The organism is Bradyrhizobium sp. ISRA464 (genome assembly GCF_029910095.1).
Classification (GTDB): domain Bacteria; phylum Pseudomonadota; class Alphaproteobacteria; order Rhizobiales; family Xanthobacteraceae; genus Bradyrhizobium.
In genome coordinates, this window is the sequence record NZ_CP094526.1 from 221,264 (window position 1) to 234,530 (window position 13,267).

At 62.2% G+C, this 13,267-nt stretch carries 12 protein-coding genes; 3 read left to right on the forward strand and 9 right to left on the reverse strand.

From position 1 onward, the window contains the following. Positions 1 to 363: 363 nt before the first annotated feature. The 5 genes from MTX19_RS01065 to MTX19_RS01085 all read right to left on the reverse strand — a co-directional run bounded on the left by MTX19_RS01065 (position 364) and on the right by MTX19_RS01085 (position 7,508). Positions 364 to 1,974 (reverse strand): IS1182 family transposase, encoded by a 1,611-nt coding sequence (locus MTX19_RS01065; RefSeq protein ID WP_280978673.1) that lies wholly within the window; start codon positions 1,972 to 1,974, stop codon positions 364 to 366. Between the two features lie 75 nt (positions 1,975 to 2,049). Next, entirely contained in the window at positions 2,050 to 3,660 is a 1,611-nt protein-coding gene (locus MTX19_RS01070) for an IS1182 family transposase (protein ID WP_280978673.1), read from the reverse strand. 404 nt (positions 3,661 to 4,064) lie between these two features. Then, entirely contained in the window at positions 4,065 to 4,859 is a 795-nt protein-coding gene (locus MTX19_RS01075) for a DUF3800 domain-containing protein (RefSeq protein ID WP_280982080.1), read from the reverse strand. 29 nt (positions 4,860 to 4,888) lie between these two features. Next, a complete protein-coding gene (locus MTX19_RS01080) occupies positions 4,889 to 5,188 on the reverse strand; it encodes a hypothetical protein (protein WP_280982081.1) in 300 nt (99 codons plus the stop codon). Positions 5,189 to 5,816: 628 nt separating this feature from the next. After that, on the reverse strand, positions 5,817 to 7,508 hold the full coding sequence (locus MTX19_RS01085; protein WP_280982082.1) for a diguanylate cyclase: 1,692 nt from the start codon (positions 7,506 to 7,508) through the stop codon (positions 5,817 to 5,819). Positions 7,509 to 7,616: 108 nt separating this feature from the next. Between MTX19_RS01085 and MTX19_RS01090 the strand changes: the two genes are divergently transcribed. Further along, positions 7,617 to 8,306 (forward strand): YggS family pyridoxal phosphate-dependent enzyme, encoded by a 690-nt coding sequence (locus tag MTX19_RS01090; protein WP_280982083.1) that lies wholly within the window; start codon positions 7,617 to 7,619, stop codon positions 8,304 to 8,306. 179 nt (positions 8,307 to 8,485) lie between these two features. On the opposite strand, the gene MTX19_RS01095 is transcribed toward MTX19_RS01090, so the two are convergent. Both MTX19_RS01095 and MTX19_RS01100 read right to left on the reverse strand, forming a co-directional pair. Next, a complete protein-coding gene (locus tag MTX19_RS01095) occupies positions 8,486 to 9,271 on the reverse strand; it encodes a fumarylacetoacetate hydrolase family protein (protein WP_280984658.1) in 786 nt (261 codons plus the stop codon). A 160-nt stretch (positions 9,272 to 9,431) separates the two neighbouring features. After that, positions 9,432 to 9,971 carry a L,D-transpeptidase family protein gene (locus tag MTX19_RS01100; protein WP_280982084.1) on the reverse strand — a complete coding sequence of 180 codons (540 nt, stop codon included), beginning with the start codon at positions 9,969 to 9,971 and terminating at the stop codon, positions 9,432 to 9,434. A 244-nt stretch (positions 9,972 to 10,215) separates the two neighbouring features. Here MTX19_RS01100 and MTX19_RS01105 point away from each other — a divergent pair, with 244 nt between their 5' ends. Next, positions 10,216 to 10,902 carry a response regulator transcription factor gene (locus tag MTX19_RS01105; RefSeq protein WP_280974802.1) on the forward strand — a complete coding sequence of 229 codons (687 nt, stop codon included), beginning with the start codon at positions 10,216 to 10,218 and terminating at the stop codon, positions 10,900 to 10,902. Between the two features lie 57 nt (positions 10,903 to 10,959). Beyond that, positions 10,960 to 11,400: a cyclic nucleotide-binding domain-containing protein gene (locus MTX19_RS01110; protein WP_280982085.1), complete on the forward strand. Its 441-nt coding sequence runs from the start codon at positions 10,960 to 10,962 to the stop codon at positions 11,398 to 11,400. Positions 11,401 to 11,464: 64 nt separating this feature from the next. On the opposite strand, the gene MTX19_RS01115 is transcribed toward MTX19_RS01110, so the two are convergent. Next, positions 11,465 to 12,280: an exodeoxyribonuclease III gene (locus MTX19_RS01115; RefSeq protein WP_280982086.1), complete on the reverse strand. Its 816-nt coding sequence runs from the start codon at positions 12,278 to 12,280 to the stop codon at positions 11,465 to 11,467. 172 nt (positions 12,281 to 12,452) lie between these two features. After that, a complete protein-coding gene (locus MTX19_RS01120) occupies positions 12,453 to 13,265 on the reverse strand; it encodes an outer membrane lipoprotein carrier protein LolA (protein WP_280982087.1) in 813 nt (270 codons plus the stop codon). Positions 13,266 to 13,267 lie beyond the last annotated feature (2 nt).

Sequence of the window (13,267 nt, forward strand, 5' to 3'; positions counted from 1 at the left end):
AGGTAGGACCACAGGTGAAACCGGAGCAATCCCGGCTTTCCCTGCGCGATGGCTTTACGGCTTATACGTGCTCTCCCCGGCGAGACTGGGCTTTGTTGTCACCGTCATCAGTGAGGGCTCTAGCTCTTACTGATGAGACACCTGCCACTAGGGCGTCAGGCCTGCACGACTTCACCGTCCGCCTTGGTGCGTTCGTCCTGTGCACCTCGGCGTCCACCGCATCTCACCGCAACACTCGTGACGATCGCGAAGCGCCCCTCAAGCGGGTGAGACGGGCGGATCATAGCCCGAGTTTCATTTCTGGAAAACAGAAATATTTTCGATGCGAGGCCTTGCGCCGTCGAGACTGGGCAAGAATGGCAACTAAGGGGCTGGGGCGGCTCGGAAAGCACTGACGACGAGCGACAGCGAGATTTTGGCGCGGAAGGGCCGCAAAGCAAGCCGAATGGCGCGCAGAGTGGCCGCAAGGAGGTTTGCGCCGGCAATGCGCGTCTTTTCTGCAAGGTACGCGACGAAGCGGTCGAAGCCGAGAATGCTGAGCACGCGGGTGAAGTTGTAGCAAAGCGCCATCAGGCTCCATTCGCCGCGGACCTTGTCGAAGCCGCGCACGAGAAAGTGCTGATAGCCGGCGCGGCATTTGAGTGTTCCGAAAGGGTGCTCGACGATGGCGGAACGGCGGCGCATCAATGTGGCAGCCTCGGCGCTTTGCATCCTCATGCGGTGACGTTCGAGAACGTCCTCGTGTTCCCAGCGCGCGATGCTCCGGTAAGGCGCCTTCGGGGCAAGACACCGCGCGCTCAGGGGACATGCTGCGCAGGCCGCCTTGCGCGCCAGGTAGCGGATCTCGATGCGGCCGCTCGTGTTCGTCCAGCGCCCTTCCGTCGGGCGCAGCAGCTCGCCGGCCGGGCAACGGTAGGCATCGGCGTTCGCATCGTAACTGAAGTCCTTGCGGCTGAGGCGGCCTTCCTTGAGCTTGCCATTGCCCTCGTGCAGCGGCACATAGGCAACAATGCCGTCATCCTCGCAGGCCTTCAGGTCCTCGCTGGTGGAATAGCCGGCATCGGCCGCCACCTGCAGAGTCTCGACGTCGAGGGCCTCTTTTGCCGCCTTTGCCATCTCATGAAGATGGCCCGCGTCGTTGCGGTTGACGACCTCGCTGGCAACGATGAGCGTGTGCTTGTCGTCAACGACGCTCTGCACGTTGTAACCCGCAATGGTCTGGTCGCCCTTGCTCAGAAGCCTTGCGTCGGGATCGGTCTTCGAGAGTTGCCCCTTGTCGCTTGTCTCCAGGTTCTTGAGGTCGGCTTGCGCGCGCTCGCGCCGGGCCATCAGCTCCTTCACCTTCTCGCCGACATCGCCGCTGCCCTTGCTGCCATCTCCCGGACCGGCACATCGCTTGGCTTCCTCGGCATCGTTGGCTTCAAGGGCCTTGCCATAAGCCTCGATCTCCTTGTCCAACGCGGCGATCTGTTTGGCCAGCTTCCCTTGCGTGAAGATGCTGCCCTTGCTGGCGTTACCATGGAATAGCGCCCCGTCGATCGCAACGAAGGTCCCACCGATCAGGCCGAGGTCGCGCAGGAGCAGCACGAAACTGCGGTTCGCGGCCTTGAGCGCCGCCCAGTTCTCCTTGCGGAAGTTGGCGATCGTCCGATAGCCCGGCTTCATGTTCTTCAACAGCCAGATCAGCTCCAGATTGCGGCAGGCCTCCCGCTCCAACCGCCGCGACGACCTGATCTGGTTGATGTAGCCGTAAAGGTAGAGCTTCAGCAGATCGGCCGGATCGTAGGGCGGCTGCCCCACTTCGTCCGCGGCACGATCCGCATGGCGGAAGCCGAGCTTTGAAAGGTCGAGCGCGCCAACGAAACTGTCGATCGCCCGCACCGGATTCTGCTGTCCGACATAGTCCTCAATCCGGGGAGGAAGAAGACTGGGTTGCTCCCGGCTGTCGCCGGCCTTGAACGTCCGATTCGCCATGCGCCGAATCGTACATCAACTCCAAAAAATGCCGAGTTCTTGCCCAGCCTCGTCGAGACTGGGCAAGAATGGCAACTAAGGGGCTGGGGCGGCTCGGAAAGCACTGACGACGAGCGACAGCGAGATTTTGGCGCGGAAGGGCCGCAAAGCAAGCCGAATGGCGCGCAGAGTGGCCGCAAGGAGGTTTGCGCCGGCAATGCGCGTCTTTTCTGCAAGGTACGCGACGAAGCGGTCGAAGCCGAGAATGCTGAGCACGCGGGTGAAGTTGTAGCAAAGCGCCATCAGGCTCCATTCGCCGCGGACCTTGTCGAAGCCGCGCACGAGAAAGTGCTGATAGCCGGCGCGGCATTTGAGTGTTCCGAAAGGGTGCTCGACGATGGCGGAACGGCGGCGCATCAATGTGGCAGCCTCGGCGCTTTGCATCCTCATGCGGTGACGTTCGAGAACGTCCTCGTGTTCCCAGCGCGCGATGCTCCGGTAAGGCGCCTTCGGGGCAAGACACCGCGCGCTCAGGGGACATGCTGCGCAGGCCGCCTTGCGCGCCAGGTAGCGGATCTCGATGCGGCCGCTCGTGTTCGTCCAGCGCCCTTCCGTCGGGCGCAGCAGCTCGCCGGCCGGGCAACGGTAGGCATCGGCGTTCGCATCGTAACTGAAGTCCTTGCGGCTGAGGCGGCCTTCCTTGAGCTTGCCATTGCCCTCGTGCAGCGGCACATAGGCAACAATGCCGTCATCCTCGCAGGCCTTCAGGTCCTCGCTGGTGGAATAGCCGGCATCGGCCGCCACCTGCAGAGTCTCGACGTCGAGGGCCTCTTTTGCCGCCTTTGCCATCTCATGAAGATGGCCCGCGTCGTTGCGGTTGACGACCTCGCTGGCAACGATGAGCGTGTGCTTGTCGTCAACGACGCTCTGCACGTTGTAACCCGCAATGGTCTGGTCGCCCTTGCTCAGAAGCCTTGCGTCGGGATCGGTCTTCGAGAGTTGCCCCTTGTCGCTTGTCTCCAGGTTCTTGAGGTCGGCTTGCGCGCGCTCGCGCCGGGCCATCAGCTCCTTCACCTTCTCGCCGACATCGCCGCTGCCCTTGCTGCCATCTCCCGGACCGGCACATCGCTTGGCTTCCTCGGCATCGTTGGCTTCAAGGGCCTTGCCATAAGCCTCGATCTCCTTGTCCAACGCGGCGATCTGTTTGGCCAGCTTCCCTTGCGTGAAGATGCTGCCCTTGCTGGCGTTACCATGGAATAGCGCCCCGTCGATCGCAACGAAGGTCCCACCGATCAGGCCGAGGTCGCGCAGGAGCAGCACGAAACTGCGGTTCGCGGCCTTGAGCGCCGCCCAGTTCTCCTTGCGGAAGTTGGCGATCGTCCGATAGCCCGGCTTCATGTTCTTCAACAGCCAGATCAGCTCCAGATTGCGGCAGGCCTCCCGCTCCAACCGCCGCGACGACCTGATCTGGTTGATGTAGCCGTAAAGGTAGAGCTTCAGCAGATCGGCCGGATCGTAGGGCGGCTGCCCCACTTCGTCCGCGGCACGATCCGCATGGCGGAAGCCGAGCTTTGAAAGGTCGAGCGCGCCAACGAAACTGTCGATCGCCCGCACCGGATTCTGCTGTCCGACATAGTCCTCAATCCGGGGAGGAAGAAGACTGGGTTGCTCCCGGCTGTCGCCGGCCTTGAACGTCCGATTCGCCATGCGCCGAATCGTACATCAACTCCAAAAAATGCCGAGTTCTTGCCCAGCCTCGTCGGGCAAATCAGTGGCATGGGCGCGGCTCTTTCCTGGGACGCTACGCGTCGGCCCAAGAGTGACGAGTGGAGATTCGCCCGCTTATATCGTTGACACCACAAACTCAGATGTTGGGGCGAGCGGCCGAATCGTATTGATCTGGCTGACGCGCCCCTGATCCTGCGTTTATTAACGCAAGCCCTGTAAGGCATTGCAAAAAATATACTTTTCCCCGGGATTCACAACCTGTGAAGCTGTCGCTATATTCTCTCCAACTCCCTAGCCTGAAGCCACTGCCTAGGCAGTGGCGCTCGCCCAAAGGCGAGGATTGAAACCCAGCCCCTATGGGCGAAGAGACCTCAATCTATAGGCTAGGGACCACCCCTTAACTTGCGCGGCCACACCGTGAACTTGCCCTCTCTGGCAGTTCCCTTCGAGATGTCCGTGATGCCCGCTCGCTTGATGATGTGTTGAGCAAGCTCTACCTTGGCCGGATTGGCGTCCCTTGCTTTGTCATGTCCATTGAGGAGGTACGCAATAGCGCCAATGATCACGTCCACCACTTGGAGCAGCTGGATTTCTTTTGAATTGCGAAACTGACATCGGCGGATAGGCCAGTCACGTTTGTCTCCCCGCTTGGCCGCTGCGCGATTCAATATGAGACGCAACTCTTCGGGCGTGCTGTTGGTGTCTCGATAGTCGGGATAGATATGGAAGTAATCGGAGCCGTATAGACGGCCGACCTTGTTAGCCAGCTGATAGACCTCCTTAGCGAAACCTATCTCGCTGTCGCCATCATTGAACTTCTTATGGTCTTGTTTCGAGGTGTCGACGAAAAGCGAGTGAAAATGGATCTGGTCCGAATTGCCGAAAATCAGGTCCACAACTCGCTTGTATGCCGGCAACTTTGCTTTCGAGACTTTCGTCCACTTCAGTTCGTTGAACGGCAATTCCGGCGATCGTGCTTCTGCAATTAGATCATTGATGTTTTGAGAATTCGTCAGGCGCACCACGACCGCGCCAAGCACTAAGTATCGATGCTTGGTTTGGCTGCTCTCATCAACGTAGACCTCCAGGATTTCTTCCGGTTTAGCAGGAGTTCGCATGACGAAGCCTAGAAGCAAGACCATAAGTACAGTGACGAAGAGGCGGAGCGAAGACTGCAAACGGTGCTCCGTGGTTCGCGAATTGCTGGTCAAAAAGCAAATGACCGATCTGCAAAAAAGCGAACGCCGAAGAAGGCCAAACGAGAGAAGCCCGGCAAGTAGGCCGGGCTCCTCGGGTTCGCGTTAGGCGACTGACGGCAGGCGTTTGGCTGCCTCAGCGCGGCTAAAGTGCGCTCCTTCAGCACCTCATTCACCCTACCCGGGTTCACGTTATAGGATGCTGCGATGTGATGCTGATATTCGCCGCGCCAGTGACGCAGCCACACATAAACTGCGTCCTCGAACGTGAGGCGATAAGGTTTAGCTGTACTAGGAAGATTGTCTTGCATGGTTCGATTCCGTTTTAATTTCCGAATCGAACCTTGGAGGCGTTGACAGCAGAATCCGCGTGCGCAAGTGTGCACCTTGTTGAGAGGACGCCGCTGCAACGCCTGCCAAGGTTCATTGCAGTCAAGTTCTGAGCCGGGCCTTGCCAGAGGTCCGGCTTTCTCATTTGCGGTAAGCGACTGCCAGATCGCTTACGACTTCCCGTTCTCCGCAGCGACAAAGCTGTGAAGTTGCCCTTTCTATGGGACCCTTTTGCGGGAACGTCGGCGGGACCCAAACACCTCGCGCCGAACACCTATGAAGCTAGTGCTGTTCCGTAACGCCCGTCAAGGATAAGTACGAGTTTCTGAATCAAACACTAAATATGGTGGAAGACGCAGGTGACTCGCTTCGGTCACCCGCGCAAGTATATGCGAGTGTTGAAGGATTCTCAGGCTAAGAAAGCCTTTGTCCCGTTATTCACAGGCGACATGTATTTACTTTCGCCAACATTTAAGAACGGCGGCTCTGATTTCGGCAATTTTGGACGCCAACGCAGGAAGCGTCGCGCCTGTTTCGAGAAGTCTTAGTAAGACCCCCTGCGGTGAATGCGATCGGTCAATCCGCTTCGCAAAGCCTCGAGGCCGTGATTCAACTCGCCATCGCCATCCCGGCTTCGTCCTGCGCCTTCACGAATCCATGCTCGACCACCGCGTTGCGGCCACGGCCCTTGGCGGCGTAGAGCGCGGCGTCGGCGGCTTCGATCAGATCGCCGGGGCGAAGGGCGTCGTTCGGCTTCGTCGTCGCGACGCCGACGCTCACGGTGACGATGGTGTGGCCCGACGTTGAGTGCGGCACTGCCAGCCCGAGGACCGCCGTGCGCACGGTCTCGCCGATCGCGAGCGCCCGCGTGGCGTCGGTGTTCGGCAGCAGCAGGCAGAATTCCTCGCCGCCATAGCGGCCCGCAAAGCCCATCGTGTCGGCGGCGATACCGGACAGCGTTTCGCCGATCCTGGTGAGGCAGGTGTCGCCTTCGGGATGACCGTAGGTGTCGTTGTAGAGCTTGAAGTGATCGACATCGATCATCAACAGCGACAGCGCGGAGTCATATTGCTGCGACTTCATCCACTCGAAATCGAGCCGGCTCTGGAAGCCGCGGCGATTGGCAAGGCCCGACAGCGCGTCGATCGAGGCCATCAAGGTCAGGCGATCATTGGAGGCGAGGAGCTCGCGCTCGCGCTGGCTGAGCCGCGCGGCCATCGCATTGAAGGCGCGCGCCAGCGGAACGAACTCCGACGGCAGCTTGTGCTTGGCGACGCGCGCAGACCAGTCACCCTCCCCGAACCGGCGTGCCATGCCGGTCATCAGCTCGATCGGCTTGATGATCAGCTTCTCCGCGCCGACCAGTGCGCCAAGCAGCACGAACAGGCAGACGAAGCCGAGCTGCAGATAGGCCGTGCGGATCTCGCGGTTGATCGCCGCCGTCACCTTGGCTTCATCCATGCTCACGATCAGCCGTGACTGCGTTCCGGAAATGCGGGCGAAGCTCAGCGTGCGTTGCGCGCCGTCGGACGCAGTGAACGACACCGAGCCCGAGGGCTCGTCGTAGCTCAGCGCCTTCTCCGCGATCGCCGACATCAACGGAACAGTGTCGAGCGAGCGACCGATCAGGCTCGCATGGTCCGATGGCGCGGCGATCACGACGCCGGTGCTGTCGACCAGCACCGCCGACATGCCCGGCTGTCCGCCGAGATTGCCCATGATCTGCGAAAGCCAGTCGATATTGATGCCGGCGACGACGACTGCATCTTCCTCCGGATTGATCGCGGCGACCGGATAGGCGGCCATCATCATCGGACGGCCATTGGGCTTGCCGAACAAATAATCGCTGAAGACGAAGCCGCGCGTGCTCTGCGCTTTCTTGAAATAGTCGCGCTCGGCGAGATTGATCCCGACCTGGGCGTTGAGCGTGGAACACTGCACCACGCCGTCGCGGGAGGCGAACATGATGCTGCTGATCCACGGCAGGATCGTCGGCAGGCTGGCGCGCAGCACCTCGCAGCTCCGCGCGATGCCGCCGGAGGCTCTGATATAGGCGGCCGACTTCAGCATGGTTTCGACCGAGGAAACCACCTCGCGCTGGGTTTCGGCGGAATGGCTGGTCAGATTGGCGTAGACTTCCGCTGCCTGCGCGATCTGCTTGGCGCGGAACGCCTCCAGCGTGCGGACCCGATCGAGCATCAGGGGCGCAACCAGCATCACTGCAAGCAAGGCCAGCCGGGCACGAATGCCCAGAACCTTCTTGAGTTTCACCCGGTTGCGGTTGAAGGTTACGCCCGACATCTTGGTCCCTTGCCCGTGCGCCAAGGTAAGATGAAGGGCTTCAAAAAGCCTTTCCCGAATTTGGTAAAATTCGACCAACACCACCGTACGTCAGAAAACGATACAAACATGCCGCAAAGCCCGACCACGCCGTTATCAGCCCATTCACCAAACGGCCTTGCCGCCGTCGAGCAGGAGATCGCGCGTGCCTGCAAGGAAGCGCGCCGCGATCGCGCCTCGGTGACGCTGATCGCGGTGTCGAAGACCTTCGCGGCCGATGCCATTTCACCCGTTATCGCCGCGGGACAGCGCGTATTCGGCGAAAATCGCGTGCAGGAGGCGAAAGGCAAGTGGCCGGCGTTAATGCAGTCCAACCCCGGACTGGTGCTGCATCTGATCGGGCCGCTGCAGTCGAACAAGGCCAAGGAGGCCGTCGCGCTGTTCGATGCGATCCATTCCGTCGATCGGCCGAGCATTTGCGAAGCATTAGCCAAGGAAATCAAATCCCGGCACAAGCAGCCGGAATTGTTCGTCCAGATCAACACCGGCGAGGAGCCGCAGAAGGCCGGCGTCGCTCCGCAGGACGCCGATGCCTTCATCGCCGCCTGCCGCGACAGATACGGTTTGCAGATCTCGGGATTGATGTGCATCCCGCCGGTCGACCAGGCGCCGGCGCCGCATTTCGCACTCTGCGCCAAGATCGCCGCACGCAACGGCCTGAAGAATCTCTCGATGGGGATGAGCGCGGACTTTGCGGTGGCGATCCAGATGGGCGCCACCCATGTGCGCGTGGGCTCGGCGATCTTTGGGGCAAGATAAACTCGTTGCCCCGAGCGACGCAGCGCTCCCTCGCCCCGCTCTTGCGGGGAGAGGGTTGGGGTGAGGGGCTCTCTCCGCGAGCGTTGTGTTTGGAGGGTCCTGTACCCCCTCACCCGGATCGCATCTAGCGATGCGATCCGACCTCTCCCCGCAGGCGGGGCGAGGTGGAAAATCACAGCTTACGCGAACCGCACCGACACTTTTCCGAGCACGCCGAAATCCGCCGCGAAGACATCGCCGGCTGCAATCGGCAGCGGCGGGTGGCAGGTGCCGGTTGTGATCACCTCCCCTGCCCGCAGCGTCAGCCCAAGACCGCGTAGTTCATTGGCGCACCACGCCAGCGCGACGCGGGGATCGCCGAGCACGTTCTTGCCATGGCCGGTGTAGTGCCGGCCGCGCAGCGTGATGGTCGGCCGCTCCTCGATCAGATCCATCGCGCGCCAGTCGGCCGAGGTCGCCGCTCCAAGCACGAACAGATGCGCGCAGGCATTGTCGGCGATCAACTGCGCTTCGCCGGCGGCGGTGAAATCGGTGAAGCGCGAATCCGGAATCTCGATTGCGGGATGCAGCGTGCCGACCGCATCGAGCACCTCCTGCACGCTGTAGGGCGCCGTGCGCGGCGGCAGATCGCGCGCCATGCGGAAGGCGAATTCCGGCTCGCCGACGCGCATCTCGTTGCCCTTCATCGAGGCGGTGCCGCCATCGGCGATCACGGTCTCGGCGAGGATGCGCCCGGCGAGCGGGCCTGCGACATTGATGTGCTTCTGGCCGGCCGCGCTGGTCGCGGCGATCTTCCAGCCGAACAGTTTTTCGCGCGAGGTTTTCTCCAGCGCGGCCTGCACGGCATAGCCTTCGGCGCGGTCGCGCGGCCGGATCGCGCCGTCGAGCGCGCCGAGCTTGGTGCCGGCGCGCCAGTGGTCGTGCAGGACTTTCGAGGCCGCCGCGATCTGGTTGTTGTCGAGCATTGTCATAGTCTCAAACTATCGTCCTGTTGCGTCATTGGCGCTTTAGTCCCTCGCAAAGCGGCGTCTCGAAGGATGCAGGCCACCGCTCGGGCCTCATGGTTCGCCTGGCGACGCGAAGCGTCGTCCAGAGACGCGCTGCTCCTCACCATGTGGGTTAAGCTTAGCCGATGATGATCCTGGTCTGCGGGCTCATCCGCCGCAACAGGCGCAGCATCGACGATTTCGTCATCGAGACGCAGCCGGCGGTCGGCGAGAAATTGGTGCGCGCCAGGTGCAGGAACACCGCGCTGCCGCGGCCGGCGACGCGCGGCGTGGCGTTGTGGTCGATCTCGACGATGAAGTCGTAAAGATGATCCTCGCGGGTCAGGCGGTCGCCGGTCTGTTCGCGGTCAAGCCGGATCGGCTGGTTGTAATGACGATCCCGGGGGTCTTCGCACCAGGCGTCCTCGGGTCGGATCGGGCGGGTCGGCAGGAAGGTTTTCGGCCGCGGGTGACGGTCAGCGCGCCACCACAGCCGCAGCGGATGGAAGACGCCGCGTGGCGTGCCGCCGTCGCCCTCGCGCTTGTTGGCAAGGATTCCGCCGCGTCCGAGCGCGACCGGCACCGTCCAGCCGTCCGCGCTCAGCCAGCCCCGGCGCGGGTCTCCGGCGGCGCGCTGGACCTGAATGGCGGAGAGCGGGCGATCACGTCCATCTGTCATATAAGTGATTGAAATAGCTGGCCTTCCCCTCAGAATCACTCCAATCCAAACTTGCCTTGGAAGCCCCGGTTGTTCTATCTGGCGGCATTACAGGACATTCACCTCCCGCCTGCCGATTTTGGGATAAACTGCTGCTGCCTTGTGAATCGGTAACAATCGCCTACCTGAAACCATATCTACCTCAAGTCTCGGCCATGAGCGCCCTCCGCTTCTGTCCGCCTGCTGCCCCCAAAGGATTGTACCAATGGCCAATGCCCGCAAGATCTTGATCGTGGATGACGATACCGATCTGCGCGATACGCTGGTCGAGCAACTGTCGCTACACGAGGAATTCGAGGCTTCCGCAGTCGATACCGGCGCCAAGGGCGCCAGCGCCGCCAAAGCGAATTCCCCCGATCTGGTCCTGATGGATGTCGGCCTGCCGGATACCGACGGCCGCGAGGTGGTCCGCAGCCTGCGCAAGGGCGGCTTCAAGGCCCCGATCATCATGCTGACCGGCCACGACACCGATTCGGACACCATCCTGGGCCTGGAATCCGGCGCCAACGATTACGTGGCAAAGCCCTTCCGATTCGCGGTGCTGCTGGCCCGGATCCGGGCGCAGCTTCGCCAGCACGAGGCCAGCGAGGACGCAGTGTTCTCTGTCGGCCCCTACTCGTTCCGGCCCGGCTCCAAGATGCTCACCGGCGCCAATGCCAAGAAGGTGCGGTTGACCGAGAAGGAGACCGCGATCCTCCGCTTCCTCTACCGCGCCGGCCAGATGCCAGTGTCGCGCGAGACCCTGCTCCAGGAGGTCTGGGGCTACAATTCCGGCGTCACCACTCACACGCTGGAAACCCACATCTACCGCCTCCGCCAGAAGATCGAGAAGGACGCGGCCAACCCGGAAATCCTGGTCACCGAAGCCGGTGGCTACAAGCTGGTGCCGTGATACGCTTTGCGCTCAACGATTCGTAAAATCGAGGCGCACTCCGGTTCCCGGCCCTGAATGTCGATCGACGATGATGTAGTCCTGCTCGAGCGGGTCCCGACGATGCGTCTGTTGGGCGATACCTCCTTGCGCATGCTGGCGATCGGCTCCGAGCAACGCGATTTCGAAAACGGTGACGTGCTGTTCAAGGCGGGCGACGCGGCCGATGCCGGCTATGTCGTCCAGAGCGGGAGATTCCGCGTCGAGGAAGGTGGCGCCGAGATCGTCGCCGGCCCCGGCGCGCTGATCGGCGAGCTCGCGCTGATCGTGGCGATGAAGCGGCCCTCGACCGCGACCGCGCTCGAACGTGCTTCCGTGATTCGCATCGCTCGCAGCCTGTTCCAGCGCGTGCTGGAAAGCGATCCCGCCGCGGCGCTGCGGCTGCGCGACGACCTCGCGGCACGCACGAGCCAGCTCGCGAGCGATATCCTGATGGCGGGCGCGAAGCTGAGCGGCTGATCTTCTCCCCCTCTCCCCGTTCTTACGGGGCGAGGCAAACCGAGAGTGCGGCCGCAGCGTCGCCTCAAACTTCCAGCACCGCGGTCACCGGCACGTGGTCGGACGGCCGCTCCCAGCCGCGGGCATCGCGGGTGATCCTGAAATCGCTGACCTGGTCCTTCAGCGCGCGCGACACCCAGATGTGGTCGAGCCTTCGGCCGCGGTCGCCGACGGTCCAGTCGGCAGCGCGGTAGCTCCACCAGGTGTAGACCTTCTCCGACAGCGGGATCCGCTCGCGCGCGATATCGAACCATTCGCCGTGCATTTGCGCGGCGAGCAGCTTCTCGGTTTCAATGGGCGTGTGCGAGACGACCTTCAAGAGCTGCTTGTGCGACCACACGTCGTTCTCGTGCGGCGCAACGTTGAGGTCGCCGACCAGGATGTGGCGGTCGTCGCCGCGCGGATGCAGCGGCTCGCAAGCTTTCATCTCGTCGAGGAATTGCAGCTTGTGCTCGAATTTCGGATTGAGCGCGGGGTCGGGAATGTCGCCGCCGGCCGGCACGTAGAAATTATGCAGCACCAGCGGTCTTGAAAGCTGCGCCTTCTCGCCGAAGGAGACGGAGATGTGGCGCGAGTCGATCTTGTCGCAGAAGGTCCTGATGTCGGTGCTCTCGAATGGCAGACGCGAGACAATGGCGACGCCGTGATAGCCCTTCTGCCCGTTCAGCGCGACGTGCTCATAGCCGAGCCGCTTGAAGCGCTTCAGCGGAAACGCGTCGTCGATGCATTTGGTCTCCTGCAGGCACAGCACGTCCGGCCGCGCCGCCTTGATGAACTTGGCGACGAGGTCGATGCGCAGCCGCACCGAATTGATGTTCCAGGTTGTGACGGAGAACCGCATGAGAGCTGCGTCATAGCACGGTTGTCGATGCGGATTTCAATTGTCCACAGGTCTGGATTCGCTCGCAGGTGCGGCGCCGTAGGATGGGTAGAGCGAAGCGAAACCCATCATTGCCCTACCGCCTCACGATCGCGATGGGTTTCGCTGCGCTCTACCCATCCTACGCGAAACGCTACCCCGGCGAGGAGCCGGGATACGTCGTGAAGTCGATCTTGAAAAGCGACGGATCGGGCTTCTGCGTCGAGTCGAGATTGTAGACAGCAACCGTGGTGTCGTAGCCCTGCGGGTCGGTGACGGTCCACTGCTTCAGCTTGCCGTCCTTGGCGCCGACCATCAGCAGGAAGCGGCTGGTGCCGACTAGCGCCTGCTTCTCCTCGATGGTGATGCTGACGTAGACGTCATCGGCCGTGACGCTGACGACGTTGGTATCCTTCATCAGATCGATGCGGTCGGACAAGAGATAACGCAGCGGGGTCTGCGACAGCGGATAGATGTCCTGGGTCGCGAGCCTACGGTCGCGGACCGCGACCGACGAGCCGTCGGCGATGACCTCGACCGGGCTCGGATCGTCATATTCGAAACGCAGCTTGCCGGGCTTCTGGATGTAGAAATCGCCCTTCGTCTTGGTGCCGTCGGGGCCGATCTGGACGAAGTTGCCGACCAGCGTTTGCAGCGACGAGAGGTAGGCCGAGACCTTGGCCGCCTGCGCCTTCTGGTTGGCGTCGAAGGTCTGGAAGATGTTGGCAGGCACATTGCGGCGCGGATCGGGAATGATCGGCGTCGGCTCCTGGGTCGTGCCTGTCGTCTGCGGGCCCTTGTCCTGCGCGCTCATCTGGGTGCCGCCGTCCCGGCTCTTCTTCGGCGCGGGCTTCGGTGTCGGGACGTTCTGCGCGTTCACCGAGGTTGCGGTGGTGCCGGCGAGCGCGGCGGAGACGAGGAGCGCCAGCGCGTAGCGCATGCCGCGGTGAGTGAGATGCTTTTCCATCA

What these genes read in the sequence shown, in the direction of transcription:
- MTX19_RS01065 (WP_280978673.1), bottom strand. Translation starts at nt 1,974, where the DNA reads ATGGCGAATCGGACGTTCAAGGCCGGCGACAGCCGGGAGCAACCCAGT.
- MTX19_RS01070 (WP_280978673.1), bottom strand. Translation starts at nt 3,660, where the DNA reads ATGGCGAATCGGACGTTCAAGGCCGGCGACAGCCGGGAGCAACCCAGT.
- MTX19_RS01080 (WP_280982081.1), bottom strand. Translation starts at nt 5,188, where the DNA reads ATGCAAGACAATCTTCCTAGTACAGCTAAACCTTATCGCCTCACGTTC.
- MTX19_RS01085 (WP_280982082.1), bottom strand. Translation starts at nt 7,508, where the DNA reads ATGTCGGGCGTAACCTTCAACCGCAACCGGGTGAAACTCAAGAAGGTT.
- MTX19_RS01090 (WP_280982083.1), top strand. Translation starts at nt 7,617, where the DNA reads ATGCCGCAAAGCCCGACCACGCCGTTATCAGCCCATTCACCAAACGGC.
- MTX19_RS01095 (WP_280984658.1), bottom strand. Translation starts at nt 9,271, where the DNA reads ATGCTCGACAACAACCAGATCGCGGCGGCCTCGAAAGTCCTGCACGAC.
- MTX19_RS01100 (WP_280982084.1), bottom strand. Translation starts at nt 9,971, where the DNA reads ATGACAGATGGACGTGATCGCCCGCTCTCCGCCATTCAGGTCCAGCGC.
- MTX19_RS01105 (WP_280974802.1), top strand. Translation starts at nt 10,216, where the DNA reads ATGGCCAATGCCCGCAAGATCTTGATCGTGGATGACGATACCGATCTG.
- MTX19_RS01110 (WP_280982085.1), top strand. Translation starts at nt 10,960, where the DNA reads ATGTCGATCGACGATGATGTAGTCCTGCTCGAGCGGGTCCCGACGATG.
- MTX19_RS01115 (WP_280982086.1), bottom strand. Translation starts at nt 12,280, where the DNA reads ATGCGGTTCTCCGTCACAACCTGGAACATCAATTCGGTGCGGCTGCGC.
- MTX19_RS01120 (WP_280982087.1), bottom strand. Translation starts at nt 13,265, where the DNA reads ATGGAAAAGCATCTCACTCACCGCGGCATGCGCTACGCGCTGGCGCTC.